This is a genomic window from Streptomyces sp. NPDC085932, from assembly GCF_044540525.1.
Classification (GTDB): domain Bacteria; phylum Actinomycetota; class Actinomycetes; order Streptomycetales; family Streptomycetaceae; genus Streptomyces; species Streptomyces levis.
The window spans coordinates 463,956-490,683 of record NZ_JBITSJ010000007.1 but is presented as its reverse complement, the minus strand read 5'-3'; the positions used below and the strand labels follow the sequence as shown (position 1 = coordinate 490,683).

The window sequence follows — 26,728 nt, the reverse complement described above, 5'->3', positions numbered from 1 at the left end:
TCACAGGGCGGGTCCGGTCATCAGCAGCGCGAGGACGACGGCCCCCGCGGAGCTGACGGCCGGGCTCTTGGCCTTGAGGCCCACGGTGAGAAGGAGCAGGCCGACGATGCCGGCCGGGCCGTACTTCCACTGCACGAGCTGCTCGAACGCGACGACGAAGGCGGCAGAGAGGAGAGCGAGGGCGGGCATCGGATTCCCCCTTCGGGAGCCGGAAGTCCGGACGACCGGAACTTCGGAAGCAAAACTTCCGCCAACTCCGAGAAGTTGGCAACCAACTCTGATTAAGTTGTCCCCACTTGGCCGCCAGTCATAAACAACTTTCAAACAACTCCCCTTAGATGGATCAGAGTTGTAGCGTTTGGTCGTGACCCCGGAGAACGTGGCGGAGAACGTGGCAGTGAACGGCAGCAGAAGGCTCTCGCCCCAGGAGATCGCCGACGACCTGCGGGAACGTATCCGCGCCGGCGAGCTCAGGCCGGGGGACCGCCTGCCCACCCAGGCGGAACTCGCGGAGCGGTTCGGCGTGGAGCGCGGCACCGTGCGCCAGGCCCTGCGGGCACTCCACGAGGACGGCCTCCTCACCGGCGTCTCCAAGGGCAGCCCCCCGCGCATCGCCGCCCCCGCCCCGGCCCGGGACGAGCCCCAGCCCACGATGGTGGGCCTGGCCCCCCGGCTGACGGAGGCGTTCTCGGCGCAGGCGGTCCAGGTGGACGTGGTCTGCCACACGTCCGAGACGCTGATGGTGGCGCTGGGGGAGCCGCTGCGGCGGATCCACGAGGGCCGCACCCGGCCCGCCTCGATCGACCTGCGGGTCCTGCTCCCCTCCCGGGACATCAACCTGGCCTTCCCGCGCCTGGTCGAGGAGCAGGGGGAGGACGACGCGGTGCACCAGCGCTGGCTGGAGATGCGCAATGCCCAGCTGCGGGTCCTCGAACACAACCTGCTCACCCTGCGCGCCACGCACGGCATGGACGTCCGGGTGCGGTTCCGGGCGCTGCCGTTCACCCCGCCGGTGAAGCTGTACCTGCTCAACGAGCAGGAGGCGCTGATCGGCTACTACATGCTGACCCGGCGCGAGGAGGAGTGGGGCGGCCGGGCCCTCGACATGTACGACGTCCTCGGCTCCCAGTCCCTGCTCTTCTCCTTCCTTAAGCGGGCGGGCCGCCGGGACGCGGCGTTCGTGGAGGAATCCCAGAAGTGGTTCGACGCCCTCTGGGAAACCATCACGACGGACCTGACACTCTCCTAGTGACTCCTGATACGACGCAGACTGGTGCGGTGACGCCGACCGAAGAACTACGGAAACTGCTCGCTCCGGTCCGTTACGTCCTGTGGGACCTGGACGGACCGATCTGCCGGCTGTTCGCGGGCCATCCGGCCAACGGGGTGGCACGCGACCTCGTGAAGGAGCTCGAACGGCTCGGGCTGGACGGGCTCCTCAGCGAGCAGGAACGTTTCGACCCCGACCCCCAGGCCGTGCTGCTCCTGGTCGCCCGGCGGCATGCCGGCAGCGCTCCCATCGCCCGGCTGGAGCAGTGGCTCACCGAGCAGGAGCTCACGGCGGTCCCCCGGGCCCTGCCCACGCCGTACGCCGACCCGCTCATCAGGACGTGGTCGGCGCTGGGTGCCCGATTCGCCATCACCACGAACAACTCGGCCCGCGCCGCGTCCGCCTACATAGAGAGCCGTCAGCTCACGGGCTGCTTCCCCCACATCCACGGGCGCACCGAGAACCTCGCCCGGATGAAACCCGACCCGTACTGCCTGGCCCAGGCCCTGGACGCCCTGGGCGCACCTCCCTCGCAGGCCCTGATGCTGGGCGACGCCGGGACGGACCACCAGGCGGCCCGGGCCCTGGGCGTCCCGTTCCTCGGCTACGCCCGCAACCAGCGCAAGCTGGACCTGCTGGTCACCGCGGGTGTGGACCGGTCGCACATCGTCGGTTCCCTGGAGGACGTCCTGAACGCGTTGAAGGGCATGCCCTGACCGTGCGTCACGGTTACCTCATTGAGACCACCGATCACCTCGGTCGAGTCGTGCGGGCATCGGGGCGACGCTAGGCTCTGCAACACTTTCCAGGGCTTTGCACAGTGATCCAGGAGCAGCCGGTGCCCCCGCTGGCGGTTTCCCCCTCCCCTTCGCGGAGGTTCCCCGCGCACGATCCTTACGGGGAGTTCGTGCGGCGGGCGAAGACAGACGGCGTGATGTACGACGGCCGTCACAACCGGAATTTCGTCCTGCCCCTGACCGAGCCCATGGCCCGGTACGTGGGGCGTGCGGCCGGGACCCCGGCGATAGTGCGCGTACGGGCGCTGAACGTGCTGCCCGTGGTGATCCGGACCTGGAGGGAGCCCGACGTGCTGCGCGCCATCGGCGGCGTGCTGCCCCGGGTTCCCGAGTGCCTCGCCAGGCGGAACGGTTCGGCGGTCCACAGCTACCTGGAGGGCGTACCGCTGTCCGGCCTGCACGGCGACGGCACTCCCGTCGCCCGCCCCCTCGTCACCTCGCTCATGCGGACGGTCGCCCGTATGTCGCAGGTCCGCAGGGAGACCCTGCCGCCCCTGCCGGGCGTACGGCCCGGCGGCGGGGACACGGGCAGCCGGGGATTCCTGCGCACCCTCGCCCACCTGGCCGACCGGCAGATCCGGCAGCCCAACTGGCCCGAGTTCGGGGGGCTGTTCGAGGCGCTCGGGGTGCCCGCCGACGCGCTGACACGCCTGGCCGAACGGGTCCCCGCCATGGCCCGGAGGCCGTACACCCTGCTCCACACCGACCTGCACCGCGACAACCTCATCGTGTCCGTGGACGGCCGGTCCGTCGCGGCCGTCGACTGGGAGCTCGCCACCTACGGCGACCCGCTGCACGAACTCGCCACCCACCTGGTCCGGATGCGCTACCCCGCCTCCCAGTGGGACGAGGTGCGGGACGCCTGGGCCGGGGCCATGGAGGAGCTGCGGCCCTCGGCGGTCAACGGCCTGACCAGGGACCTGCGCCACTACGTCGCCTTCGAGCGGGCCCAGTCGCTGTACGCGGACGTGATGCGGGCCGCCCGGGCGCTGGACGACCGGCTCGACGACCGGAGCCTGACCGAGGCCACCGCCGCCGTGCACCGGGCACTGGAGGCCGCCGCCGAACCGCTCGGGCTCGCCCGGGTGCCGGGCGCGACGGAGATCGAGCGGGTGCTGCTGCGCCGGCGGGAGTCCCGGCACCGGCGGCCCACCGGCTTCCGCCCCGTCCCGCCGCTGGCCTGGACCCCGGACAAGCGGGTCCCGGAACAGCCCGGCTTCCCGCACTCGGCCGTCCGCGACGCCCTGGTCGCCGAGGGCACGACCCCGGCCGGCCGGGTCTTCAGGGGCACCGCCCACCTCAACTCCGTGGTCCGCGTGCCGCACGTCGACGTCCCCGTGGTGGTGCGGCGCCGGATCGCCTCGTTCTGCCGCCGGGAGCCGAGCCACCTCAGCGAGCACGCGGTGCTGCGCGCCATCGCCCGCTCCGAGGTGGACGTGACGGCTCCCAGGGTGCTGGCGCTGGGCCGGAGCCACGGCGGGGACGCCTTCGCCATCCACACCTACGCCGGGCCGCCGCACAGCGACCGCCCCCCGAGCCACCCGGTGAACGGCCTGCTGCCGCACGAGGCCGACGGGCTCGTCTACCAGCTCGGGCAGCTGACCCGGGTCGACCACGCCGGACTCGATCCGCTCACCGGGCCGTGGGACTTCTACACCTGGCTCAGCCAGCAGCTGGTCGCCCTGGTGCGGGGACTGCCCAGGGAGTCGCAGCAGGTGGCGAAGGCCCTGGGGCTGCCGGACGCCGACCGGCTCAGCGAGATCCTCGCCCGGCACCGCGTCACCCCGCGCCGGCACGCCCTGCTGCACGGGGACCTCAACCCCTGGAACCTCGTCCGCCACTCCCAGCGCGACCATCTGGCCCTCACCATCATCGACTGGGAGATGGCGATGGTCGGCGATCCGCTGTACGACCTGGTCCGGCACATCCACCTCACGCCGACCAGGCCGGAGATCAGGGAGCGCATGCTGCGGCAGTGGGAGAACACGCTGCCCGCCGAGTACACCCGCGACTGGCGCAAGGACTGGCGGGTCTACCGGTGGGTCGAGATCGTCCGCTCCGCCTACGTCGACCTCGACCGGCTGGTCACCGGCTCGGGCCTGGACGCGCCCAACGTCCGCCGGGCCGTCGACTCGTACGCCATGACCCTGGCCGCCGCCACCGCCTCCCTCGGTCTCCCGGCCCGCTCCCTGGCGAACCCGTACCTCGCCCGCGCCCTCGCCTAGCGGTCGCCGCTCGGGCGGTGGAGAAGCCCCTCCCGCTCAGTCGCGGGGCTGTGCGGGCCGGGCGAAGGGGCCCTTGTCGGTGAAGGCGCGTTCCGCGAAGCGTTCGCCGATGCGGCGGTGGGTCGCGGCGTCGGGGTGGACCCGGTCCGGCAGGGGGAGTTCGGCCGCGTCGGTCTCGCCGTACAGGTCGAGTCCGTCGAGGTAGTGCAGGTGGGGGTCCTCTGCGGCGCGCTGGCGCACGATGCGGGACATCTCCTCGCGGATGACGCCGAGGGTGAGCTTGCCGGTGGGGACCTCCGCCGGGTCGCCCATGGCGGAGAACAGCAGCCGGCCCTCCTCGACCGCGCTCAGGTCCGGGGCGGTCGGCCCCGGCGTGGTCTCGTGGATCGCGCAGTGGATGGGGGAGACGAGCAGCAGCGGGGTGTCGGGGTGCCCCTCGCGGATCGTGTCGAGGAAGCCGTGCAGGGCCGGTCCGAAGGCGCGCCGCCGCATCACGTCCTGGTTGACGATGTTGATGCCCATCTTCACGCTGATCAGGTCGGCCGGGGTGTCCCGCAGGGCCCGCGCGGTGAACGGGTCGAGCATCGCGCTGCCGCCCAGCCCCAGGTTGATCAGCTCCACGTCGCCGAGCAGCGCGGCGACCGCGGGCCACACGCCCGTCGGGCTCGCGGCGTCGGTGCCGTGGCTGATCGAGCTGCCGTGGTGCAGCCACACCCGGCGGCCCCGGTCCGGCGCGGGCGCCACGGGCGCGTTCGTGCGCAGGGCGACGAGCTCGGTGGTCTCGTTGTGCGGGAGCCAGATCTCGACGTCCTTCTCGCGCGCGGGCAGATCCGTGAAGCGGACGGTGCCGACCGGGCCGTTCGTCACCGTGCCGCTCCACGTGGCCAGGTCGATCATGAGGACGTTGCCGCCGTTCGCCGGGGCCTGGCCGGCCGGGCGGCCGTCGACGCGCAGGTCGAACAGGCCGTCCGGGCGGGGCGGGAAGCCGCTGTAGTCGCGCTTGGTGCGCAGGATGTCCAGCTCGACGGCGGTCGCTGCGGTGCGCAGGACCAGCCGTACGCCGGAGGGCTGGGCCTCGGCCATGGCCAGCTGCGGATCGGTGTTCTGGGCGCGGGCCCGGGCCGGCAGCCGGTGCGGGAGCAGGCCGTGCTCGGTGCGCTCCAGGTCGAGGGCGCCACGCAGCAGGTCCGCGGTGAGGGGCGTGGTGATCCAGTCGGGCTCGGTGTGCATGGTGTCAGCCTCGGGGGTCGGTAGGGGGTTCGCCCGGTGCGGGCCAGTTGCGCAGCAGCGTGTCGAGGGCGTCGAGGATGCGTGCCCAGGTGACGTCGGTGTCGGGGGCGCTGTGGCTGAACCCGCCGCCCAGTTCCAGGCTGACGTAGCCGTGGAAGACGCTGCCCAGCAGCCGGACGGCGTGGGTCTGGTCGGGTTCCGTCAGGTCGTAGCCGCGCAGCAGGGCCCGGGTCATCTGCGCGTGCCGGACGCCGGCGCTCGCGACGGCCGTCTCGGGGTCCAGCCGCAGCTGGGCGGCGGCGTAGCGGCCGGGGTGTTCCCGGGCGTAGTCGCGGTACACGTTCGCGAGGGCGGCCAGCGCGTCCTTGCCGGAGCGTCCGGCCAGGGCCTCGGCGGCACGGTCGGCGAGTTCGGTGAGGGCGAGCAGGGCGATCCGGGTCTTCAGGTCCTGGGAGTTCCGCACGTGCGAGTACAGGCTCGCCACCTTGACGTCGAACCGCCGGGCCAGCGCCGAGACGGTGACCTGGTCGAATCCCACCTCGTCGGCGAGTTCCGCCCCGGCCCGGGCCAGTCGCTCGGGGGTCAGTCCTGCGCGTGCCATTCGGCGCTCCCTTCTGCCTGCCAAAAGGGATTGTGCAGTTGCCTAATAGCTTTAGGCAAATATCAGCCACCCTTAGGCTCGCTGTCGGGGTCCACCCCCAAGCGCTCGCAGCCTCCTTCCCCGCCGGGTGGGCCCCCATGGCTTCAGGACGGAGATCGCGGTCATGAAGACGTAGGCCGACAGCGACACGACCGGCCCGAACAGCACGTCCCCGGCATCGGGCAGCGGCCCGCCCGCTGCGACGGCGGTGACGGCCGCGCTCACGCCGGGGCGCAGGGCGAACACCGTGGCGGCGGTGGTGGCCAGCGTCAGCCAGAACTTCGTCACGACCCACCGGTGCCGCGCCAGCCCCCACGGTGTGCCCAGCGACAGCACCAGACCGCTGAGAAGCGTCAGGAACGCGACGGGCAGCAGCAGCCAGTCGGCGAAGAGCAGCATGGCGCGCACGGAGGTCTCCACGCTCACGGCGGAACCCGTCGTGGCGGCGGTGATGCCGAGCGCGAGCAGCCCGAGCGTCAGCCCGAGCCAGCTCGCGGAGGCGGTGACGTGCACGACGAGCACGGCCCGCCGCGCGGACCGGCTGAGCCGCGGTGTCGAGGTGTTGGTGTCCACCCGCCCCACGGTGCCGGGAACCGTCCGCCCGGACGTCTGACGACGGGAGTAACCGGGAGTACTGACGTGGGCGTACGACCGGAGTGCGACGGCGACTAGCCTCGGGGCACGACCGAGCCCTCCCATCTGGCCGCGTCCGGGAGTCGTACGACACCGTCGCCGCCGAGTACGCCCGGCGCGTGAGCGAACCGGCCGGACTGGACCCGGTGTCCCGCGCGATGCTCGCCGCCTTCGCCGAACTCGTACGGCCCCTGGGACCCGTCGCCGACCTGGGCTGCGGCCCCGGCAAGGTGACGGCCCACCTGGCCGCCCTCGGGGTGCGGGCGTTCGGCGTCGACCTCTCCCCGCGCATGGTCGAACCGGCCCGGGCGGCCCACCCGGAACTCCGTTTCACCACCGGCTCGATGACGGCCCTGGACATCGGCAGCGGCGAACTCGGCGGCATCCTCGCCCACTACGCCACACACCACACGCCGCCCCGCCATCTGCCCACCGTCTTCGCCGAGTTCCACCGCACCCTCGCGCCCGGCGGCGTGCTGATGCCGGCCGGTCATGTGGGCGACGGCGAGCACCTGCGCCCGACCCGGGCCTACGGCGACCACCCGGTGTCCTACGCCTCGTATCTGCTGCCGCCGGACCGCGTCGCCGGACTGCTGGAGGAGGCCGGGCTGGTGGTCACGACGCGGATGGTGCAGGAACCGGAGGGCGGCTCCAGGAGGCGGTCGGGCACGTTCCTGGCGTACAGGCCGGCCGTTCCGGCAGTTGGCGCGTGATCCGGCAGGAGCCACCGAGCGGCCCGGCGTCGGCAGGCCGGAACCGCAGCCGAACGCGGAGGAGTGGCCCGTCCTCACCGATCCGGCCGGGCATCCCTTCTGCATCGTCGGGGTACCGGGCCGGGACGGAGTGACACACCGGGGGCGCCATCGGCGAGCGGCCGAGGGCGTGGTGTGGCGCACTTTTGCAAGCGGGTGCTTGCAATAGTTAGCGGGGTGCTGCACTGTGGAGTCATGGCATCGCTCAACGTCGGCAATCTCGGTGACTACCTGCGCGAGCAGCGGCGCAACGCGCAGCTGTCGCTGCGGCAGCTCGCCGACGCCGCCGGGGTGTCCAACCCGTACCTGAGCCAGATCGAACGCGGGCTGCGCAAGCCGAGCGCGGAGGTGCTGCAGCAGGTCGCCAAGGCCCTGCGGATCTCCGCCGAGACGCTGTACGTGCGCGCCGGGATCCTCGACGCCGAGCGGGACCGGGACGAGGTGGAGACCCGCGCGGTCCTCCTCGCCGATCCCACGCTGAACGAGCGGCAGAAGCAGGTGCTGCTGCAGATCTACGAGTCGTTCCGCAAGGAGAACGGCTTCGGGAGCACCGACGGCTCGGTGGCCGCGGCCGCCACGGTGACCGTGGACGGCACGGTGGCCGGCGCCGTGGACGGAACCGCTCCGGACACCGGCACCGGGATACGCCGGCCCCGCACGGCCGACGGCGACCGGACCACGGAGCTCCCTGCCGACAACGACGGCGACGACGGCCATGACGGCGACGGATCCGCCCCCGTCGCGCCGGCCCGCCGCACCCGCAAGGCCGACGGCGGCGGAACCGCCACCCGCCGCACCCGCAAGGGCGCCGGCGGAAGCGACACCGATCCACGGCGGACGGCCGGCTGAGCCGGACCAGGGCACCGGCCGCCGCCACGGATCACATGAACCCTCAGCCGAACCCTCAGACAGAATCCGGGAGGACCATTACCATGGCCATCACCGACGACCTGCGCAAGACCCTCAGCGACCCGACCCCGCTCTACTTCGCGGCGGGCACCGCCGACCTCGCCCTTCAGCAGGCCAAGAAGGTGCCGGCCCTGGTCGAGCAGCTGCGGTCCGAGGCCCCGGCCCGGTTCGACGCCGTGCGCAACACCGACACCAAGGCCGTTCAGGAGAAGGCCTCCGCCCGGGCCAAGGAGGCCTCCGCCCGCGTCAAGGAGACGCAGGAGACCCTGCAGAACAGGGTCACGGAGTTCATCGGCTCCTTCGACGTCAAGAAGATCGGCAGCACGATCGACGCGGACCTGAAGAAGTTCGGCGAGAGCGCCCAGGACTTCGCGCTGCGCGGCGTCGGCGTGGCCGCCGAGTACGCCGTCAAGGCCCGCGAGACCTACGAGAAGGTCGCCGAGCACGGCGAGAAGGCCGTCCGCACCTGGCGCGGCGAGGCCGCCGACGGCATCGAGGACGTCGCCGAGAGCGTCGAGGAACTGGCGATCGCGGTCGAGCCGAAGCCGGAGCCGGTCGCGGTCGAGGAGGAGCCGGCCAAGCCCGCGCAGCTCATCGCCTCCGAGGCCAAGGCCGCCGCGGCGAAGAAGAGCGCCGCCAAGAAGGCCCCGGCGCGCAAGACCGGCACCGCCAGGAAGACGACGCCCCCGGCGAAGTAACCGGAGGCCGACGCGGGCCGGGCACCCCGGGGGTGCCCGGCCCGTTGTACGGGTACGGTGACCGCAGTAGGGACGAGCCGAGTCGGGTGGTGGACGTTGTGCTGATGCAGGGCTTCGCAGGGTTTATGTGGCTTCTGAGCATGGCCCTGATCGTTTTCAGCGGCTTCGCTTTGCTGGACGCCGCCGTGCGCCGCGAGGACGCCTACCGCGCGGCCGACAAGAAGACCAAGCCGTTCTGGCTGATCGTCCTCGGGATCGCCTTCGTGGTGAACCTGCTCTTCCCGATCCTGTCGTTCCTGCCGATCATCGGCCTCATCGCGACGATCGTGTACATGGTCGACGTACGCCCGGCGATCCGGGCCCTGCCGGGCGGGGGCCGCAGCAGCCGCGGCTCCAGCAGCGACGGCCCGTACGGCCCGTACAACGGCGGCCGCTAGGGCCAGGCCAGGGCAGAGCCCCCGGCTACGGCACCCGGTCCAGCAGCAGGACCGCCACGTCGTCCGTCAGCTCGCCGCCGTTGAGGTCACGGACCTCGTTCACCGCCGCCCGCAGCAGCTGCTCACCGCGTAGTCCCTCGGCGAACTGGCGGCGGACCATCTCGGTCATGCCCTCCTGGCCGAGCCGCTCCCCGCCCTCGCCGACGCGGCCCTCGATCAGACCGTCGGTGTAGAGCATCAGGCTCCACTCGGCGCCCAGCTCCACCTGCATCCGCGGCCAGCGGGCCCCCGGCAGCAGCCCGAGGGCCGGGCCGTTGTTGTCGTACGGCAGCAGCCGGGCCGGCCGGCCCGGACCGGCCAGCAGCGGGGAGGGGTGGCCCGCCAGGCACAGCCCGGCGCGGCGGCCGTCCGGCGCGATGTCCACCGTGCACAGGGTCGCGAAGATCTCGTCGTCGGCCCGCTCGTGCTCCAGCACCTGCTGCAGCGTGCCCAGCAGCTGGTCGCCGCACAGACCCGCCAGCGTCAGCGCGCGCCAGGCGATCCGCAGCTCCACGCCGAGGGCGGCCTCGTCCGGGCCGTGGCCGCAGACGTCACCGATCATGGCGTGCACCGTGCCGTCCGGCGTGCGCACGACGTCGTAGAAGTCACCGCCGAGCAGGGCGCGCGAGCGGCCCGGGCGGTAGCGGGCGGCGAAGCGCAGCGAGGAGCCCTCCAGCAGAGGGGTCGGCAGCAGGCCGCGCTCCAGGCGGCGGTTCTCCTGCGCGCGCAGCTTGCCCTCGGCGAGGCGGCGCTCGGCCGACTCGGAGCGCTTGCGCTCCACCGCGTAGCGGATCGCACGGCTCAGCAGCCGGCCGTCCAGCTCGTCGCGGAAGAGGTAGTCCTGGGCGCCCACGCGCACCGCCTCCGCGCCGCGCTCGGCGTCGCCCGACGCGGTCAGCGCCAGGACGGCGTGCCGGGGCGCGAGCTCCAGCACGTGCCTGAGCACGGCGAGCTCGTCGTCGGAGTCGCTGCGGCCGGGTGCGGACAGCGCGAGGTCCAGCAGGATGCAGTGGACGTCGTCGGTCAGCAGCCGCTCGGCCTCGGTGAGGTTGCGGGCCGTGCGGACGCGGATCGGCTTGCCGGCCTGGTCGAGCATGTCCGGCACGATCGGCGAACCCGCCGGGTCGTCCTCGATCAGCAGCAGCGTCAGGTTGGTGTGGGCGGGGTGGTGCTCCGCCTTGTCCGTGGTGTTTCCGGCGGTGTCCGGGGTGCGCGGGGCCTGGGCCGAGGCGTCCGTCAGGGAGTCCTCGGCGGAGCCGCCGCATGCGGACGCGGCCTGCGCCTGACCACTCTCCACGGCCGGGATGGCTCTCTGCCGCGGTATGGGTACGGGCATTGTCTTGGGTTCCTTCCCTCCCCCCGAGGGCATGGCGGGGGCGAGGGACCTCGACCCACCGACCGGGACCATAGCGGGTGTCGGCGCCGCAGCGGAATGGTGTGAGCCACGCCGCTGTGCCATCGGCCAGTGTCATATGCCGCGATATGCCCCGCAGTTGGACGGGTCCGGGATGCTGCGGGGATGACGAACGTCACGTCGGCGCGCTGTTTGTGCGGGTGTTCGGCGTGGGGTGGGTCACGTGTCGCAGGTCACCGAGGGTTTCGGCCGCCTGCCGCCGCTGCCCGCCGCCCGATGCCCGCTGTCCGATATCCGGTGAGCGGTGGGCGATTCAGCCGGCGTCCGGCCGGACCACTCCGAGGATCGGCATGGATCCCGCCCCGGCGATGGTGATGGTCCGACCCGGCCGCGGGGCGTGCACCATCATCCCGTCGCCGACGTACATCCCGACGTGGCTGGCGTCGTCGAAGTAGATGATGAGGTCGCCGGGCCGCATCTGCCGCACGTCGACGCGCGGCAGCTGCTTCCACTGCTCCTGCGACGTGCGCGGGATGCCGCGTCCGGCGGTGATCCAGGCCTGTGAGGTCAGGCCCGAGCAGTCGTAGCTCTTCGGCCCCTCGGCGCCCCACTGGTACGGCTTGCCGATCTGGGCCGTGGCGTACTGGACGGCCTTCTTGCCCTGGGCGGAGGCCTTGCCGTCGATCTCGGCGAGGATGCCGGAGTCCAGCCAGGCGGTCTGGGCCTCGTCCGCGGCCTTCTGCTCCAGCTCGGCGAGGCGCTCCTGCTCCTCCTCGCGCAGCTCGGACTCCAGCTTCTCGGCCTGCGCGATCTGCTTCTCGATCTTCTTCTGTGCGGCGGCCTTGGCCTTGCGGCCCGCCTCCAGCTTCTTCAGCTGGGCGGAGGCGTCCTTGGCGTACTGCTCCAAGTCCTCCTGTGTGCGGGTCAGTTCGCCGATCAGGCCCTTGGTCGCGTGGTGGCCCTGGCGGACGCGGCCCGTGCCGTCGAGGAACTCCTGCGGGTCGTCGCTGAGCATCAGACGGGCCTCGGGCGGCAGCCCGCCGCCGCGGTACTGGGCGGCGGCAGCGGCGCCCGCGCGCTTCTTGAGCTGCTCCAGCCGCTCCTTGCCCTTGACGATCTTCCTGGCCAGCCGGACGATCTCGGCGGACTGCCGGTCGGCCTTCTCCTCGGCGGCGTTGTACTCGTCGGTGGCGCGGGCGGCGGCCCGGTAGAGCTTGTCCAGCTTCTCGCGGACGGCTTCCAGGTCCGGGCCGGGTGTACGGGCCGGGCTCGCGCTGGAGGTCGACTCGGGGTCGGGGTGAGGGGCGGCGAATGCCGTGCCCGGCGCTGCCAGAACCGTGACCGCGCAGACCACGGCCACGGCCGTCGCGATCAGGCCACGCTTGCCCGTTCCCATACGTCGTCCCCCAACTGATTAACCGTCAGTAACATGCGGTTCGCCTGGGATGTTGCCATGTCGGCGGGCAAAACGACAGAGGTAGTACTTCCCGCCACTCCCGCACCGCCATGCCCCCGCCCGACGCTCTCCCCCCGTGTGTGACGAACGACTCACGACGATCGTTCCCTCGCGTCGGAGACGCCCGGCCCGGGCCCCCGGGCCCCAAGCGCCCGCACCTCTGCGGGAATCCTCACCGCCGCGGCGCCAACGCCTCCCACCGGAGCGTCACTTCGCCCTGCCGCCACCGTGCCGGGCCGTCCACCACCGGCCAGTCGGCCCGCAGGTCGCGCACCGCCCGGATCCAGCGCTGGCGGGCACCGTAGGAGGCGTAGGGCGCGGCGGCCGCCCAGGCGCGGTCGAAGTCGCGCAGGAAGGCGTGCACGGGTTCGCCCGGCACGTTGCGGTGGATGAGCGCCTTCGGCAGGCGCTCGGCCAGGTCGGAGGGGCGGGCCAGGGAGCCGAGCCGGGTCGCGAAGGTGACCGTGCGGGGCCCCTCCGGGCCGAGCGCGACCCACACGTGCCGCCGTCCGATCTCGTCACAGGTCCCCTCGACCAGCAGCCCGCCGCGCGAGCCGGTCGCGGGATCGGCCGGGGCGAGCCGCCCGCACAGCCGCTCCCACACGTCCGCGACCTGGTCCTCCTCGTACTGCCGCAGCACGTTCGCCGCGCGGACGAGCAGGGGCCGCTGCGGGATCGGCAGCTCGAAGCCGCCGTGCCGGAAGACCAGCCCCGCCCGCGCGTAGGGCAGCGCCGCCGCGACCCGGGCCGGCTCGATCTCGATCCCCACGACACGCGCGCGTGGCGCCACCGTGCGCAGACGCTGCAGCAGCTCGACGGCCGTCCAGGGGGCGGCGCCGTAGCCCAGGTCCACCGCCACGGGGTCGGCGGCGCGACGCAGCTCCGCGCCGTGCGTGGCCGCGATCCAGCGGTCCATGCGGCGCAGCCGGTTCGGGTTGGTCGTCCCGCGCGTCACCGTTCCCAGGGGGCGGGCGGCGGCTCGGGCGGTCATGCCTACGAGGGTATGCGCCCCGGAGCCCGCTCCCGCCCGGGCTATGGGGCGGGCCCTGCCCGCGTGGGTCCTGTGGGGTACGGCCTGCCCGGCCTGCGGGGGTGCGGGCCTGCTCCGGCTCGCCCGGCCCTGCCGGGTGCAGGCACGCCCGGGCCTACGGGTTGTCCTGCCGGGGCGCCAAGTGCCGTCGCCAGTAGGTGGGGCGCCAGTAGTACAGGGTGGTGAGGTCCTCGGGCATGGGGTCGCCGGCCCGCCCCTGCTCGAACGGGTCGCTGGCCGGGTCGGCGGGCCGGAAGCCAGGATCCAGCGGCTCGTCCTGACGCGGTGGCCGTACGTGACGCCGCATCTCCTCCGTCACGGCACCGATCCGCCGGTGGTTCGCCTGCGCCTCGACCAGGCTGAGCCCGTTGGGACCGCCGCCGGCGGTGGGGTGGCGGAGCTGGAAGGGGTCCTCCTCCCAGAAGCAGACCGGGCAGATCTCGTAGGCCCACAGCTCGCCGAGGGTTCGGTGGCCGCAGCACGGGCAGGGGAGCCGCTCCTCGGGTGAGGGTGAGGGTGAGGGTGAGGGCGGGGGCGGGGGCGCGGCGTGCGGTGGGGTCCCTGGCATGCCGTGATCGTAAAGGCGTCGAACGGTTGAGCGACGGGCGGTAATGATTCGGTAAAACTCGCGAACCGGGAAATGGAGCGACTTCCTCCGGTGTTGGACCACGTCGGAGGGCACCGTGCGCCCTGCGAAAGGCATGCCCTGAGCGAGGAGGAACGCCACGTGAGCCAGTACATCGGCAGGCTCGGGCGGCGCTCGGCGTCCACGCCTGCGCGCCTGCGGCTGCACCGCAGGCCCCGCCGCGTCGCCATGCTCTCCGTGCACACCTCCCCGCTCCACCAGCCGGGCACCGGCGACGCCGGCGGCATGAACGTCTACATCGTGGAGCTCGCCCAGCGCCTCGCCGCGATCAACATCGAGGTCGAGATCTTCACGCGCGCGACTGCCGCCGCCCTCCCGCCCACCGTGGAACTGGCCCCCGGCGTGCTCGTCCGGCACGTCGACGCCGGCCCCTACGAGGGCCTCAACAAGGAGGACCTGCCCGCCCAGCTGTGCGCCTTCACACACGGCGTGATGCAGGCCTGGGCCGGTCACCGCCCCGGTCACTACGACCTGGTCCACTCCCACTACTGGCTCTCCGGCCACGTCGGCTGGCTCGCCGCCCAGCGCTGGGGCGTGCCCCTGGTGCACGCCATGCACACCATGGCCAAGGTCAAGAACGCCAACCTTGCCGACGGCGACACCCCCGAGCCCGCCGCCCGCGTCATCGGCGAGACCCAGATCGTGGACGCCGCCGACCGGCTCATCGCCAACACCACCGAAGAGGCCGACGAACTCGTCCGGCACTACGCGGCCGACCCCGGCAAGGTCGCCGTGGTCCACCCCGGCGTGAACCTGCGCCGCTTCTCGCCCGCCGACGGCCGCGCCGCCGCCCGGGCCCGGCTCGGCCTGCCCCAGGACGCCCTCATCCCGCTCTTCGCGGGCCGCATCCAGCCCCTGAAGGCCCCCGACGTGCTGCTGCGCGCCGTGGCCGTCCTCCTCGACGAGCGCCCCGAGCTGCGCTCGCGCATCCTCGTGCCCGTCGTCGGCGGCCCCAGCGGCAGCGGCCTCGCCAAGCCCGAGGGCCTGCAGAAGCTCGCCGCCCGCCTCGGTATCGCGGACGTCGTACGGTTCCGCCCGCCGGTCGGGCAGGAGCAGCTCGCGGACTGGTTCCGCGCCGCCTCCGTGCTGGTCATGCCCTCCTACAGCGAGTCCTTCGGCCTGGTCGCCATAGAGGCCCAGGCGGCCGGCACGCCCGTGCTCGCGGCGGCCGTCGGCGGCCTGCCGGTCGCCGTGCGCGACGGCCACACCGGCTTCCTCGTACGCGGCCACCATCCGGCCGACTACGCGCGCGTGCTGGCCGCCTTCGCCGACGACCCGCACCTCACGCCCCGGCTCGGCGGCCAGGCCGCCCGGCACGCCCAGTCCTTCGGCTGGGACACCGCGGCCGCCGCCACCGCTGACGTCTACACGGCCGCCGTGGCGGCGCACCGCCGTCGCGTACGCTCGCTGCATGGGTGAATCCGAGCTGGAACAGCGCGCGGCACAGGTCATCGAGGGAGTGCTGAAGGACGCCGGCCTGGAGTGGGAGAGTCCCCAGTCGGGCACGTACGTCGCGCAACTCCCGGGCACCCGCAAGCTGAAGACGACGGTCTCCCTGATCGTCGGCCGCCACTCCCTGTCGCTGAACGCCTTCGTCATCCGCCACCCCGACGAGAACGAGCAGGGCGTCCACCGCTGGCTGCTGGAGCGCAACCTCAAGCTGTACGGCGTGAGTTACGCCGTCGACCAGCACGGCGACGTCTACGTCACCGGCCGCCTCTCCCTGCCCGCCGTCACCGCCGACGAGATCGACCGCCTGCTCGGCCAGGTCCTTCAGGCCGCCGACGGCAGCTTCAACACCCTCCTGGAACTCGGCTTCGCCTCGGCGATCCGCAAGGAGTACGAGTGGCGGGTGTCCCGGGGCGAGTCCACGCGCAACCTCGACGCCTTCGCGCACCTGACGCAGCGCCCCGAGCGGTCCTAGGCCGGGGCCGCGAAGTCCCTCCTGCCCCGCGACGCGACGCCTGACAGTCCCTAACGTGCCGCCCGGTAGCTCCCGGGCGGTACACCCACCAGCTTCCGGAAGTGCCGGGTCAGATGGGACTGGTCGTAGAAGCCCGCCGCCACCGCGACCTCGCCCGGGGGCCGCCCTTCGAGCAGCAGCCGGCGGGCGCGGCCCACGCGCAGGGACGTCAGGTACTGGTGCGGGGCGATGCCGTAGGCGGTGCTGAAGGCCCGGACGAGATGCGCGGGATGGGCTCCGACGAGCCCGGCGGCCTCCCGCAGCCCGACGCCCTCGACGACCCGCTCGTCCAGCAGCTCGCGCAGCCGCCGCGCGAGGACCGGATCGGCGGGGCGGGCCCGGCCGGTCTCTCCCCGCAGATGGTCGCGCAGCCGCTCCCCGATGAACGTCAGCCTGCTCTCGGCCTCCAGTTCCTCACCGGGCCGGGTCAGCGCGCCGTGCACCTGCCCGACGCGCCGCCGCAGCAGCGGATCGCGCAGATCGGGCCGGTCGACGGCGGCCCCGATGAGCTCGTCGCCGAGGTACGTCGCGTCCAGGTACAGCACCCGTTTGCGGAAGCCCTCCTCGGTGACGGGCGAGCCGTTGTGCGGCACGTGCGGCGGCAGCAGCGACACGGTGTCGTGCGGGGTGCCGTGCTCGTGCCGGTCGAGCTCGTACCGTACGGCGCCGGTGTCGACGATCAGCAGCGTCCAGGCGTCGTGGACGTGCATCGGATAGGCGTACGCGGTGAACCGGGCGTGGAAGACCTCGACGACCCCCGGGACGGCCGGCCGCCAGGCGGAGACGACCCGCTGCCGGTCCGGGGTCGCGCGGGCGGGCTGTGAGGCCATGCAAAGAACGTACAAGACCCGGTCCGGGACCGCCGGGCACGCTCGCATCATGAACACGATCACCGAACCCGCCGGGCCGGAACCCCTCCGCTTCGACACGAAGATCGCCGTGCTGCTGCGCGCCGACCTGGAGCCCTGGCAGCGCCTCAACGTCACGTCGTTCCTGGTCAGCGGCTTGGGAACACAGATCCCCGAGGTGATCGGCGAGCCGTACGAGGACGCGGACGGCGTGTCCTACCTGCCGATGTTCCGCCAGCCGGTCCTGGTCTTCGAGGCGACGAAGGAAACCCTCACCACGGCCCACACCCGCGCCCTGTCCCGCTCCCTGCCCCGCTCGGTCTTCACGTCCGACCTGTTCGCGACGGGCAACGACCGCGACAACCGGGCGGCCGTACGCGCGGTGCCGACGGCGGAGCTGGACCTGGTGGGGCTCGCCGTGTACGGCCCGAGGAACGCGGTGGACAAGGTGGTGAAGGGGGCGCGCATGCACCCGTGAGCGGACGGTCCGGGGACGAGGACGGGCAGCGGTACGGGCGGGTCGCCGGCGGCCGACGGCCCGGACGCCCGGGGGCGTCACGGCGTGCAGGCCGCCGCGATCGACACGCTGTTCTCGTACAGGTGGTGCCGGGTGATCCGCCCGTCCTCCACGGTGAGCCGCAGGGCGAAGGGCCCGGAGAAGGACTTCCCGGTCGCCCGCACGGTCCCGGCGAGCTGCCCCATCAGCACGGCGTCGGCCCCGTCGACGAGGAGGGTGTCGACGGACGCGCGGGCGTCTTCCGGGACGGTGTACCGGGCCAAGTCGTCGGCTTGGGCGGCGCATTCGGCGGCGGTCGAGCGAGGCCGGATCCAGGGCACCACGGGGTTCTCGGCGAGCACCCAGTCGACCTCGTCGGCGAACAGCGCGGCGAGCCCCTCGGTGTCGCCGGCGAGCCGGAGCGCGAGGAACTTCTGGACGGTGGCGCGGGTGGCTTCTGCGGTGGTGGTCATGGAGTCATCCTGGCGGGGTGGGGGTGGGGCGTCGATTACGCCGGAGGTAAGGGCCGTCGGCGGCTGCGGCCCGGACGCACCGAGCCGCACGGTGCGCGGGGTTGCCGCTCACCCGGCCCCCACCTCCGGCTGCGGCCGCACCGCCCCCTTCACAGGCTCGACCGGCCCGGCCTGCACCTCGGTCTGCACCTCGGCCTGCACCTCGGCCTGCACGGCGGGCCCGGGCCCGGGCTCGGGCTGCGCTCCCACCTCCGCCGGCTTCTCCTCCGGAAGCCGGCGCATCAGCACCCCGTACCCCGCACCGGCGACCGTCCCGACCACCGCGCAGAACCCCCACAGCCACTCCGCGCCGAACCGGTCGATCACGAACCCGGAGAGCAGCGGGGCGACGAGGGCCGCGACCGACCAGGACATCGTGTACATGCCCTGGTAGCGCCCGCGCCCGTGGGTCGGGGAGAGCCGTACGACGAGGCCGGTCTGCGTCGGCGCGTTCACGATCTCGGCGAGCGTCCACACGCACACCGTCAGCGCGATGACCCCGACCGACCCCGCGAAGGCGGTCAGTGCGAAGCCGTACCCGGCGAGGACGGACGAGACGACGAGCAGCCGGCGCGGGTCGCGGTGTTCGATGAAGCGGGTGACCGGGATCTGGAGCACGACGATCAGCACGCCGTTGACGGCGATCGCCATGCCGTACTCGGCCGGAGTGAACCCGGCCGCCCCCATCGCCACCGGCAGTCCCACCGATCCCTGCTGGAAGATCAGCGCGACGAGGAAGGACAGCCCGACGACGCTCATGAAGCGGCCGTCGCGCAGTACGGTCCCGAGGCCGACCGCGCTGCCGGAGCCGGCGGCGCTCTTCACCGGCTCGGCCGGCCGGGACTCCGGCACCCGCAGGAAGACGACGATCGCGCAGACCAGCGTCATCCCCGCCTCGATGAGGAAACCGGCGAGGTAGCTGACCTCGGCGATGAACCCGGCGGCCATCGAGGAGACGGCGAAGCCCAGGTTGATGGCCCAGTAGTTGAGCGAGAAGGCGCGGATGCGGTCCTCGGGCCGGACGATGTCGGCCATCATCGCCTGCACGGCCGGGCGCGAGGCGTTGCTCGCCATGCCGACGAGGAAGGCGACGCCGGCGATCGTGACCGGGTCGCGCACGAAGCCGAGCAGCGCGACGGACGCGGCGGTCGAGACCTGGGCGATCAGCAGGGTGGGCCGCCGCCCCAGCCGGTCGGTCATCACACCGCCGGCCAGTGAGGAGATCACCCCGCCGAGCCCGTGCAGGGCGGCGACCAGACCGGCGTACGTCGCGGAGTAACCGCGGTCGAGGGTCAGGTACAGCGCCATGAACGTCGCGACGAACGCGCCGAGCCGGTTGACGAGCGTGCTCGTCCACAGCCACCAGAACTCCCGGGGCAGACCTGAGACCGTCTCCCGGACGGCACGTCGGGCACGCAGGGCGTACGGCATGGTCTCCCCCGGAAGCGACAGGATGCGGGCAGGCGGCGCCGAGATGTAAGCGGCACTGGCAGTAAGCGCAAGTTACAATCGGGCGTTTGTCGGGGGCCACTCAATTAACAGATCCCGTCAAACGTCCGCCTGCCGGGCAGCCACGCGAACGGGCGAAAGCGTGGATTACGCTCTGGGGCATGGCCGACGCACCGTACAAGCTGATCCTCCTCCGCCACGGCGAGAGCGAGTGGAACGCGAAGAACCTGTTCACCGGCTGGGTGGACGTCAACCTCACCGCGAAGGGCGAGAAGGAGGCGACCCGCGGCGGCGAACTGCTCAAGGACGCCGGCCTGCTCCCCGACGTGGTCCACACGTCCCTCCAGAAGCGCGCCATCCGCACCGCGCAGCTCGCCCTGGAGTCCGCCGACCGCCTCTGGATCCCGGTCCACCGCTCGTGGCGCCTGAACGAGCGCCACTACGGCGCCCTGCAGGGCAAGGACAAGGCGCAGACGCTCGCCGAGTTCGGCGAGGAGCAGTTCATGCTGTGGCGCCGCTCCTACGACACCCCGCCGCCGCCGCTGGACATCGACGCCGAGTACTCCCAGTTCGCCGACCCGCGCTACGCGACCCTCCCGCCGGAGCTGCGCCCGCGCACGGAGTGCCTGAAGGACGTCGTCGTCCGCATGCTCCCGTACTGGTTCGACGCGATCGTCCCCGACCTGCTGACCGGCCGCACGGTCCTGGTCGCGGCCCACGGCAACTCGCTGCGCGCCCTGGTCAAGCACCTGGACGGCATCTCCGACGCGGACATCGCGGGCCTGAACATCCCCACGGGCATCCCGCTCTCCTACGAACTGGACGCCGACTTCAAGCCTCTGAACCCGGGCGGCACGTACCTGGACCCGGAGGCGGCCGCGGCAGCGATCGAGGCGGTCAAGAACCAGGGCAAGAAGAAGTAACCAGAGCTGAGGAAGCCCCCTCCCTGCGGGTTCTCCGCTGGGAGGGGGCTTTTCGCTGCCTCGGGGCCGTCTCCGGGCCGTCCGAGTTCCGGCTCCGGCCGCTGTCTCAGCCCTTCAACGAGGACGACGGGCTCTCGGCGAACGGGATCGGTTGTGCCCGGCTGCCGCTACCCTCTGGCCGTGAACGAGGACGGCCGACGCCTGGCGAACTTCCGAGTCCACCTCGTCCCGGCAGTCCTGGCCCTGGCCAACCCACCGTGGCAGCGGGACGTATGGCTGGACCCGGCGGCATTCGAGAACCTGGACCACATCTTCCACACGCTCTTCGACGACTTCTGCGACGCCGACAATCCCGAGAGCTGTCTGGGCACCAGCCTGAGGACCCGGGAAGAGGTCGTCCTCATGCGAGAACTCGGCATCGCTCTGAACAGGGCGACGGCCGACGCGCCCGACGACACGGACGAGGAACACCTCGCCTCGCAAGCGTGGCCCGAGGTCGTGGCGATCGCCGGACGTCTCGCACAGGTCATGGTCGCGAACGACCTGAAGGAACTCGTCGCCCTGTACGAGTCCGAGCCGGCAACCGATGACGTGTTGCCCCGCACGTCGGAAGCGGCGCAGTGAGCGCACCGGGTCGGGCGGGGAAGAGCGGGCGACCACGCTGACAGCGCCTCGCCGGTCTGTCCGCGCCTTCGGAGACGTCAGAGGAGGTCCCGCCAGAAGGGAGCTGTCGCTCGCGGGTTCCAGCTCTCCTCGACCTCGCCTCGCGCTTCGTCGAACTCCTGGTGGATGTAGTCGGCCAGGTCCGATCCGTAGGAGATGACGTCGGTCTGCCACATCGAGAGCACCGGGTGCCCGAAGCTTCCCCGGCCGGCGGGCAGGTATCGGTGGGCATACACGGGCACCAGCACCGGCACATCCGCCAGATGGCGCCGCGCCTTGTCCAGTGCTGCCGTCCCGTCGGCCGGACGCCGGCCCCAGCCCTCGTACCAGTATCCGTTGTGCTCGACGGAGAGCAGCACGCCTTCGACGGGCCAGTCGAGCTGTCGACGCACACTTTCCGTGTCACCGCCGCGCCACTCCGGCCACGGCCTTGACCAGGTCTGCCCGTCTTCAGGCGGGACGTTGACCGGCAGGCCCGCGGCGAGAAACGCTCGGTGATCGTCCGCGAACGCGAAGTCGTAGTCACGCTCGATGCGCGTGAACTCGGCGTCCGTCAGCCCCGGCTCAAGCTCATAGAGACCTGTCTCCGCGAGACGACGCGCGGCCCTCGCGCCCAGGTCCGCTCCCTCATTGCTCCCCACCGCCGCACCTTAGCTCCGGCCGGAGCTCGTTGTCGTCCGGGTTGTGCGTGGGGTGACGCAGCGGAGGCATGTGAGGCAGAGGGACGGACTGATCAGTCGTCGCCCACCTGCAGCAGGACGAAGACTGCCTCGTCGCCCACCCCGGCGACCACTCCGTCGAAGGTGTGCCGGGTGACCGGGGTCCAGCGGTGCCCTGTGTCGGACGGTTCGATGTTCGTCCACCACGCCGTGTTCCAGCCCAGCAGCCTCGCCACTCGTTCGGCCGCGCGACGTGCGTGAGCGGCGTCCCGACGCATCCGGCCCGGGAAGACCAGGTCGCCCGCCGACAGGTAGGCCGTGACAGCCACGGCTCGGTCACCGGGAATCCGCCTGAGGGCAGCGCCGACCTCGGAGGGCGAGGCCGGGCCCTGTGCGCCCGCGACCGCAGAGGACGCCCACGCTTCCTGTGCCTCCAGGACGAGATCGTGGACATGCTCCTCGACAGGCCTGGCGTCGGCTCGTGCGACGCGGCCGAAGACGCCGTCCTCTTTGGCGAGGGAGCCGAGCATCAGTCGCAGGGCCTCAGTGGTCTCCATGCGTGGATACTCCCAGCCGGTGGGGTCCACCCGCGCTGCTCGACGAGTCGCGATTAATTCGGTGGCGGGTCCCTGCCCGGGCCGTCCACCATGCCCGCATGGTTGCGGACGAGCACGACGCCGACGGCACGACGACCCGGTGGACCCGGTCGACCGTCTACCCCGACATGTGGGTCGACCCGGACGACGACCCCCGCGAGACCGACGCAGAGCCCGTCGGTGAACACGGGCTCCTGGTCGACTACCTGCGCACCTACCGCCTCACCCTGGAGATGAAGTGCGCGGGGCTGGACGCCGAGCAGATGGCCCGGCGGTCCGTTCCTCCGTCCTCGATGTCCCTGCTCGGGCTGGTACGGCATCTGGCCGACGGGGAGCGGCACTTCCGTCGTGTCATGGCGGGTGAGGACGCCCCGGACCTGTACCGCACCGCCGAGGACCGCGACGCCGCCTTCCTGGGCGCGCTGCCCGACCAGGCGGTCGTGGACGACGCCTGGCACCAGTGGCGGGCCGAAGCTGAGCGCACGGACCGCTACCTGGCCGGTGCCACCGACCTCGGCGCCACGAACGCCGGTTTCTCCGATCTCGGCCCCGAGCCCGGCGGTCGGCACGAGCTGCGCGACGTCCTGCTGGCCCACATCGCCGAGTACGCACGTCACTGCGGCCACGCCGACCTCCTGCGCGAACGGATCGACGGCCGCGTCGGGCAGTGACAGCGGAGCTGACAGACCAAACGCGAGCTGACAGACAGGAACGCTGGGACACGCCAGGGCCGACGCGCAGCCGGCGCCGGCAGGTCACCGCTGACGCCCGCCACCGACAGCGGGCCTGCCGGAGAGGGGCCGGCCCCGCCGCACCGGGTCAGGACACCGTCAGCGGCACCGGATGGATCTCGTCCGCCTTGTGCCCGGCCCGCTCGTGGATCCGCTGGACCGCCTCGGCCGACGGGGCCTCCGAAAGGCAGTAGACGAGGCCGGACTCCGGGTCCGCCCAGGCCTTCTCGAAGGTGACCTGCTCCTCACCCTGGATCGCGAGGTCCGCGTCGTGGGCCTCGCGCAGCTGTTCCGCCGTGATGCCCTTCATGCTGTGGTGGACATCCATGAACTTGGCCATGGCCCGTGCCTCCTTCCCGTACGGCACTCCACGCCCTTCCCGCCCCGTACTCCCATGCTCCGCCCGTACCGCCCGGCGGGCGACCGCAACGCCACGAGGCCCCGGCGCACCGCCGGGGCCTCGCAGGTCGTACGGACGACGTGCCGGCGTCAGCCGCACTGGCAGGGGCTGCCCGACTGGCACCCGCAGCCGCAGCCCGAGCCGCAGCCGCACGCGGCGATCAGGGGCAGGTTCCTGAGCTCGGCGGGCTGCTCGGTCTCGCGCTGCTGCGTGGGGTCGGGCGTGGTGCTGGGGGATTCGGCCATGGTTCCCTCCTGGAGGCTGGTGCCTGTGCCCATTGGACGCCCGGTCCGCTGGGCGCATCAACGGCGCACTGAGGCGCCCGCGCGCCCCGGCCGAACCCCGCCCGGCCTTTTCACGCCCTGGCAGCGGCGGAGGTCAGGCCCCTTCCGCCCCCGAGACCGCCTGGATCTCCGGCTGCACATCCACCTGCAGCTCGTCCGCGTGCTCGCCCGTCACCAGGTACACCACCCGCTTGGCGACCGACACCGCGTGGTCGGCGAACCGCTCGTAGTAACGGCCCAGCAGCGTGACGTCCACGGCCGTCTCGATGCCGTGCTTCCAGCGGTCGTCCATCAGGTGCTGGAACAGCGTGCGGTGCAGCAGGTCCATCGCGTCGTCGTCCTGCTCCAGCTGCAGCGCCAGGTCGACGTCCTTGGTGATGATCACCTCCGCGGCCTTCGCCATCAGCCGCTGCGCGAGCTGGCCCATCTCCAGGATCGTGGCGTGCAGGTCGCTCGGGACCGCCCGGTCCGGGTAGCGCAGGCGCGCCAGCTTCGCCACGTGCTGGGCCAGGTCGCCCGAGCGCTCCAGGTCGGCCGACATGCGCAGCGACGTCACGACGATGCGCAGGTCCGTCGCCACCGGCTGCTGCCGTGCCAGCAGGGCTATCGCCCGGGCCTCCAGCTCGTGCTGGAGCTCGTCGACCCTCTGGTCGGCCTCGATCACGTTCTCGGCCAGCTTCAGGTCGGAGTCGAGCATGGCGGTCGTGGCGCGTCCGATCGCCGACCCGACCAGCCGGGCCATCTCCACCAGACCGTCGCCGATCGAGTCCAGTTCCTCGTGGTACGCGTCCCGCATCAGGGTTCCCTCTCGTGCGTTCAGGTCGGGGGTTCAAGGGCCGGGCCCCCACCGACAAACCGGCGGTACGACCGTCGTACGAACGACGGCCCGCACCCCACGCTCCCACGTTCCGGCCCGTACGCGTCCGTTTCCGGCATCCCAAATGAACCAATACTGGCTCCAAGGTGAACTCTGGGCGACGAGTGTTCGAGCTCGCAGCCCGACGGCTGTGGAGGGTGCCCGAGCCATGCCTAACCTGGGTGCATGGACGTGAACGCGGCGGTCGCCGCAGTGGCAGCGATCGCCGGGGTGCTCACCGGCGTCATCGCCATGCTGGCGTTCCGCTGGAGCGAGCGCGAGCAGAAGCGCCCGACCCGCACCTCCCTGCACACGGACGCGGTGCTCCCGCCGGGCGTCGACACGGTCCTGTCGGTCCTCAGGTCCTCCGCCGTGGTCCTCGACGAGGCGGACGGCGTGGTCAAGGCCAGCTCGGCGGCGTACGCCCTCGGCCTGGTCCGCGGCGGCAAGCTCGCCGTCGAGCCGATGCTGCAGATGGCCCGGGACACCCGGCGCGACGGGGAGATACGCCAGGTCGAGCTGGACCTGCCCCGGCGCGGCACCGGACGCGGAGAGGCCCTGGCCGTCTCCGCCCGGGTCGCGCCGCTCGGCTCCCGGCTGGTGCTGCTGCTCGTGGAGGACCTGACCGAGGCCCGCCGCATCGAGGCGGTCCGGCGCGACTTCGTCGCCAACGTGAGCCATGAGCTGAAGACGCCCGTCGGCGCCCTGTCGCTGCTCTCCGAGGCCGTCATGGACGCCTCCGACGACCCCGAGGCCGTGCAGCGCTTCGCCGGGCGCATGCAGATCGAGGCGACCAGGCTGACGAACCTGGTGCAGGAACTGATCGACCTCTCCCGGGTGCAGAACGACGACCCGCTGGAGGACGCCGAGCCGGTCCGTGTCGACGAGCTCGTCGCCGAGGCCATCGACCGCTGCCGGCACCAGGCCGGCACCAAGCAGATCACCATGGCCGCGGGCGGCACCGCCGACCTGCGCGTCTGGGGAAACCGCGGCCAGCTCGCGGCCGCGCTCGGCAACCTCGTCGAGAACGCGGTCAACTACTCGCCCGCCCGCACCCGCGTCGGCATAGCGGCCCGCCGGGTGAGCGCGGCCGGCGGGGAACACATCGAGATCGCCGTCACCGACCAGGGCATCGGCATCTCCGACAAGGACAAGGAGCGCATCTTCGAGCGCTTCTACCGCGTCGACCCGGCCCGCTCCCGTGCCACGGGTGGTACGGGGCTGGGACTGGCCATCGTCAAGCACGTGGCCGCCTCGCACGGCGGGGAGGTCACGGTGTGGAGCGCCGAAGGCCAGGGCTCCACCTTCACCCTGCGCCTGCCGGAGGCCGCCGCGGCCCGCGACCGCGCACATCAGCAGTCCGCCCGAGACGAACGCGCAGGAGGCGCGGGCCTCGACGAGGAGGCCGGGCGGGCCACCCCCACATCCCCCGATTCCACCGCGTACGAAACGCTTCCCGCCCCGGAGGTCCTTCCGTGACCCGTGTGCTCGTCGTCGAGGACGAGGAGTCCTTCTCCGACGCCCTGTCGTACATGCTCCGCAAGGAGGGCTTCGAGGTCGCCGTCGCGACCACCGGGCCCGACGGACTCGACGAGTTCGAGCGCAACGGCGCCGACCTCGTCCTCCTCGACCTGATGCTGCCCGGCCTGCCGGGCACCGAGGTCTGCCGCCAGCTGCGCGGCCGCTCCAACGTCCCCGTCATCATGGTGACCGCCAAGGACAGCGAGATCGACAAGGTCGTCGGGCTGGAGATAGGAGCCGACGACTACGTCACCAAGCCGTTCTCCTCGCGCGAGCTGGTCGCCCGCATCCGGGCCGTGCTGCGCCGCCGGGGCGAGCCGGAGGAGGTGACCCCGGCCGCCCTGGAGGCGGGCCCGGTCCGCATGGACGTGGACCGGCACGTGGTCACCGTCGGCGGCACCAAGATCGACCTGCCGCTGAAGGAGTTCGACCTGCTGGAGATGCTGCTGCGCAACGCCGGCCGCGTGCTGACCCGCATGCAGCTCATCGACCGGGTCTGGGGCGCCGACTACGTCGGTGACACCAAGACCCTCGACGTCCACGTCAAGCGCCTGCGCGCCAAGATCGAGCCGGACCCGGGCGCCCCGCGCTATCTGGTGACGGTCCGCGGCCTGGGCTACAAGTTCGAGCCGTAGACCGGCCCGTGACGCGACGAAGGGCGGGACCTCTCCCGGAGAGGTCCCGCCCTTCGTCGCGTCGGTGCCGTGGGCG

At 72.3% G+C, this 26,728-nt stretch carries 30 protein-coding genes and 1 pseudogene; 15 read left to right on the top strand and 16 right to left on the bottom strand.

Going from position 1 to position 26,728, the window contains the following annotated elements:
* Positions 1-189 carry a hypothetical protein gene (locus tag ACIGAQ_RS32380; protein ID WP_311681263.1) on the bottom strand — a complete coding sequence of 63 codons (189 nt, stop codon included), beginning with the start codon at positions 187-189 and terminating at the stop codon, positions 1-3.
* A gap of 169 nt (positions 190-358) precedes the next feature.
* Here ACIGAQ_RS32380 and ACIGAQ_RS32375 point away from each other — a divergent pair, with 169 nt between their 5' ends.
* The 3 genes from ACIGAQ_RS32375 (at position 359) to ACIGAQ_RS32365 (ending at position 4,292) form a co-directional block, all read left to right on the top strand.
* Positions 359-1,249 carry a winged helix-turn-helix domain-containing protein gene (locus ACIGAQ_RS32375; protein WP_399789281.1) on the top strand — a complete coding sequence of 297 codons (891 nt, stop codon included), beginning with the start codon at positions 359-361 and terminating at the stop codon, positions 1,247-1,249.
* A gap of 29 nt (positions 1,250-1,278) precedes the next feature.
* A complete protein-coding gene (locus ACIGAQ_RS32370) occupies positions 1,279-1,986 on the top strand; it encodes an HAD family hydrolase (protein WP_311681267.1) in 708 nt (235 codons plus the stop codon).
* Positions 1,987-2,204: 218 nt separating this feature from the next.
* Positions 2,205-4,292: a phosphotransferase gene (locus tag ACIGAQ_RS32365; protein WP_399789278.1), complete on the top strand. Its 2,088-nt coding sequence runs from the start codon at positions 2,205-2,207 to the stop codon at positions 4,290-4,292.
* Positions 4,293-4,328: 36 nt separating this feature from the next.
* Here the strand turns inward: ACIGAQ_RS32365 and ACIGAQ_RS32360 are convergent, their stop codons facing one another.
* From ACIGAQ_RS32360 to ACIGAQ_RS32350, 3 genes are all read right to left on the bottom strand, one after another.
* Entirely contained in the window at positions 4,329-5,522 is a 1,194-nt protein-coding gene (locus ACIGAQ_RS32360) for a GDSL-type esterase/lipase family protein (RefSeq protein ID WP_399789275.1), read from the bottom strand.
* 4 nt (positions 5,523-5,526) lie between these two features.
* Positions 5,527-6,123, bottom strand: coding sequence for a TetR/AcrR family transcriptional regulator (locus tag ACIGAQ_RS32355; RefSeq protein ID WP_399789272.1), 597 nt, complete (start codon positions 6,121-6,123; stop codon positions 5,527-5,529).
* Positions 6,124-6,195: 72 nt separating this feature from the next.
* Positions 6,196-6,735 carry a DUF2269 domain-containing protein gene (locus ACIGAQ_RS32350; RefSeq protein WP_399789269.1) on the bottom strand — a complete coding sequence of 180 codons (540 nt, stop codon included), beginning with the start codon at positions 6,733-6,735 and terminating at the stop codon, positions 6,196-6,198.
* A 126-nt stretch (positions 6,736-6,861) separates the two neighbouring features.
* On the opposite strand from ACIGAQ_RS32350, the pseudogene ACIGAQ_RS32345 reads away from it, so the two are divergent.
* The 4 genes and pseudogenes from ACIGAQ_RS32345 to ACIGAQ_RS32330 all read left to right on the top strand — a co-directional run bounded on the left by ACIGAQ_RS32345 (position 6,862) and on the right by ACIGAQ_RS32330 (position 9,591).
* Positions 6,862-7,508: pseudogene (locus ACIGAQ_RS32345) on the top strand (class I SAM-dependent methyltransferase).
* 234 nt (positions 7,509-7,742) lie between these two features.
* Entirely contained in the window at positions 7,743-8,396 is a 654-nt protein-coding gene (locus ACIGAQ_RS32340; protein WP_362280939.1) for a helix-turn-helix transcriptional regulator, read from the top strand.
* An 83-nt stretch (positions 8,397-8,479) separates the two neighbouring features.
* Complete coding sequence (locus ACIGAQ_RS32335) at positions 8,480-9,154, top strand: hypothetical protein (RefSeq protein WP_311681280.1); 675 nt, start codon at positions 8,480-8,482, stop codon at positions 9,152-9,154.
* Positions 9,155-9,258: 104 nt separating this feature from the next.
* Entirely contained in the window at positions 9,259-9,591 is a 333-nt protein-coding gene (locus ACIGAQ_RS32330; RefSeq protein ID WP_399789436.1) for a DUF2516 family protein, read from the top strand.
* Positions 9,592-9,616: 25 nt separating this feature from the next.
* Here the strand turns inward: ACIGAQ_RS32330 and ACIGAQ_RS32325 are convergent, their stop codons facing one another.
* The 4 genes from ACIGAQ_RS32325 to ACIGAQ_RS32310 all read right to left on the bottom strand — a co-directional run bounded on the left by ACIGAQ_RS32325 (position 9,617) and on the right by ACIGAQ_RS32310 (position 14,038).
* Entirely contained in the window at positions 9,617-10,966 is a 1,350-nt protein-coding gene (locus ACIGAQ_RS32325; protein WP_311681282.1) for a fused response regulator/phosphatase, read from the bottom strand.
* 331 nt (positions 10,967-11,297) lie between these two features.
* The gene (locus ACIGAQ_RS32320; RefSeq protein WP_399789264.1) at positions 11,298-12,380 is read right to left on the bottom strand and encodes a C40 family peptidase; all 1,083 of its coding nucleotides are present in this window, start codon (positions 12,378-12,380) and stop codon (positions 11,298-11,300) included.
* Between the two features lie 232 nt (positions 12,381-12,612).
* Positions 12,613-13,431 (bottom strand): class I SAM-dependent methyltransferase, encoded by an 819-nt coding sequence (locus ACIGAQ_RS32315; RefSeq protein WP_399789261.1) that lies wholly within the window; start codon positions 13,429-13,431, stop codon positions 12,613-12,615.
* A gap of 154 nt (positions 13,432-13,585) precedes the next feature.
* A complete protein-coding gene (locus ACIGAQ_RS32310; protein WP_399789258.1) occupies positions 13,586-14,038 on the bottom strand; it encodes a CPCC family cysteine-rich protein in 453 nt (150 codons plus the stop codon).
* 159 nt (positions 14,039-14,197) lie between these two features.
* On the opposite strand from ACIGAQ_RS32310, the gene mshA reads away from it, so the two are divergent.
* Both mshA and ACIGAQ_RS32300 read left to right on the top strand, forming a co-directional pair.
* The gene (gene mshA / locus ACIGAQ_RS32305; RefSeq protein ID WP_399789255.1) at positions 14,198-15,535 is read left to right on the top strand and encodes a D-inositol-3-phosphate glycosyltransferase; all 1,338 of its coding nucleotides are present in this window, start codon (positions 14,198-14,200) and stop codon (positions 15,533-15,535) included.
* The gene (locus tag ACIGAQ_RS32300; protein WP_399789252.1) at positions 15,528-16,040 is read left to right on the top strand and encodes a YbjN domain-containing protein; all 513 of its coding nucleotides are present in this window, start codon (positions 15,528-15,530) and stop codon (positions 16,038-16,040) included. Before mshA ends, ACIGAQ_RS32300 begins: the two co-directional genes overlap by 8 nt.
* A gap of 50 nt (positions 16,041-16,090) precedes the next feature.
* Here ACIGAQ_RS32300 and ACIGAQ_RS32295 read toward each other — a convergent pair whose 3' ends face one another.
* Entirely contained in the window at positions 16,091-16,909 is an 819-nt protein-coding gene (locus tag ACIGAQ_RS32295; RefSeq protein ID WP_399789249.1) for an AraC family transcriptional regulator, read from the bottom strand.
* A gap of 49 nt (positions 16,910-16,958) precedes the next feature.
* On the opposite strand from ACIGAQ_RS32295, the gene ACIGAQ_RS32290 reads away from it, so the two are divergent.
* The gene (locus ACIGAQ_RS32290) at positions 16,959-17,405 is read left to right on the top strand and encodes a DUF2000 domain-containing protein (RefSeq protein ID WP_311681290.1); all 447 of its coding nucleotides are present in this window, start codon (positions 16,959-16,961) and stop codon (positions 17,403-17,405) included.
* A gap of 77 nt (positions 17,406-17,482) precedes the next feature.
* Here ACIGAQ_RS32290 and ACIGAQ_RS32285 read toward each other — a convergent pair whose 3' ends face one another.
* Both ACIGAQ_RS32285 and ACIGAQ_RS32280 read right to left on the bottom strand, forming a co-directional pair.
* Positions 17,483-17,896 carry a nuclear transport factor 2 family protein gene (locus ACIGAQ_RS32285; RefSeq protein ID WP_399789246.1) on the bottom strand — a complete coding sequence of 138 codons (414 nt, stop codon included), beginning with the start codon at positions 17,894-17,896 and terminating at the stop codon, positions 17,483-17,485.
* Between the two features lie 108 nt (positions 17,897-18,004).
* Positions 18,005-19,366: an MDR family MFS transporter gene (locus ACIGAQ_RS32280; protein WP_399789243.1), complete on the bottom strand. Its 1,362-nt coding sequence runs from the start codon at positions 19,364-19,366 to the stop codon at positions 18,005-18,007.
* Positions 19,367-19,545: 179 nt separating this feature from the next.
* Here ACIGAQ_RS32280 and ACIGAQ_RS32275 point away from each other — a divergent pair, with 179 nt between their 5' ends.
* On the top strand, positions 19,546-20,307 hold the full coding sequence (locus tag ACIGAQ_RS32275) for a phosphoglyceromutase (protein WP_311681293.1): 762 nt from the start codon (positions 19,546-19,548) through the stop codon (positions 20,305-20,307).
* A 180-nt stretch (positions 20,308-20,487) separates the two neighbouring features.
* The gene (locus tag ACIGAQ_RS32270) at positions 20,488-20,931 is read left to right on the top strand and encodes a hypothetical protein (protein ID WP_399789240.1); all 444 of its coding nucleotides are present in this window, start codon (positions 20,488-20,490) and stop codon (positions 20,929-20,931) included.
* A 77-nt stretch (positions 20,932-21,008) separates the two neighbouring features.
* Here ACIGAQ_RS32270 and ACIGAQ_RS32265 read toward each other — a convergent pair whose 3' ends face one another.
* Together ACIGAQ_RS32265 and ACIGAQ_RS32260 are read right to left on the bottom strand one after the other, a co-directional pair.
* Positions 21,009-21,611, bottom strand: a complete 603-nt coding sequence (locus ACIGAQ_RS32265) for a hypothetical protein (RefSeq protein WP_399789237.1) — start codon at positions 21,609-21,611, stop codon at positions 21,009-21,011.
* A 92-nt stretch (positions 21,612-21,703) separates the two neighbouring features.
* Positions 21,704-22,186, bottom strand: coding sequence for a hypothetical protein (locus ACIGAQ_RS32260; RefSeq protein WP_311681296.1), 483 nt, complete (start codon positions 22,184-22,186; stop codon positions 21,704-21,706).
* Positions 22,187-22,284: 98 nt separating this feature from the next.
* Between ACIGAQ_RS32260 and ACIGAQ_RS32255 the strand changes: the two genes are divergently transcribed.
* A complete protein-coding gene (locus ACIGAQ_RS32255; protein ID WP_399789234.1) occupies positions 22,285-22,896 on the top strand; it encodes a DinB family protein in 612 nt (203 codons plus the stop codon).
* A gap of 148 nt (positions 22,897-23,044) precedes the next feature.
* Here the strand turns inward: ACIGAQ_RS32255 and ACIGAQ_RS32250 are convergent, their stop codons facing one another.
* The 3 genes from ACIGAQ_RS32250 to phoU form a co-directional block, all read right to left on the bottom strand.
* A complete protein-coding gene (locus ACIGAQ_RS32250) occupies positions 23,045-23,296 on the bottom strand; it encodes an SCO4226 family nickel-binding protein (protein WP_311681299.1) in 252 nt (83 codons plus the stop codon).
* A gap of 149 nt (positions 23,297-23,445) precedes the next feature.
* Entirely contained in the window at positions 23,446-23,601 is a 156-nt protein-coding gene (locus tag ACIGAQ_RS32245; RefSeq protein WP_311681300.1) for a hypothetical protein, read from the bottom strand.
* Positions 23,602-23,734: 133 nt separating this feature from the next.
* Positions 23,735-24,436: a phosphate signaling complex protein PhoU gene (gene phoU / locus ACIGAQ_RS32240; protein ID WP_311681301.1), complete on the bottom strand. Its 702-nt coding sequence runs from the start codon at positions 24,434-24,436 to the stop codon at positions 23,735-23,737.
* Positions 24,437-24,682: 246 nt separating this feature from the next.
* On the opposite strand from phoU, the gene ACIGAQ_RS32235 reads away from it, so the two are divergent.
* Positions 24,683-25,975: an ATP-binding protein gene (locus ACIGAQ_RS32235; protein ID WP_311681302.1), complete on the top strand. Its 1,293-nt coding sequence runs from the start codon at positions 24,683-24,685 to the stop codon at positions 25,973-25,975.
* On the top strand, positions 25,972-26,652 hold the full coding sequence (locus ACIGAQ_RS32230) for a response regulator transcription factor (RefSeq protein WP_030243122.1): 681 nt from the start codon (positions 25,972-25,974) through the stop codon (positions 26,650-26,652). Before ACIGAQ_RS32235 ends, ACIGAQ_RS32230 begins: the two co-directional genes overlap by 4 nt.
* The last annotated feature ends 76 nt before the right edge of the window (positions 26,653-26,728 follow it).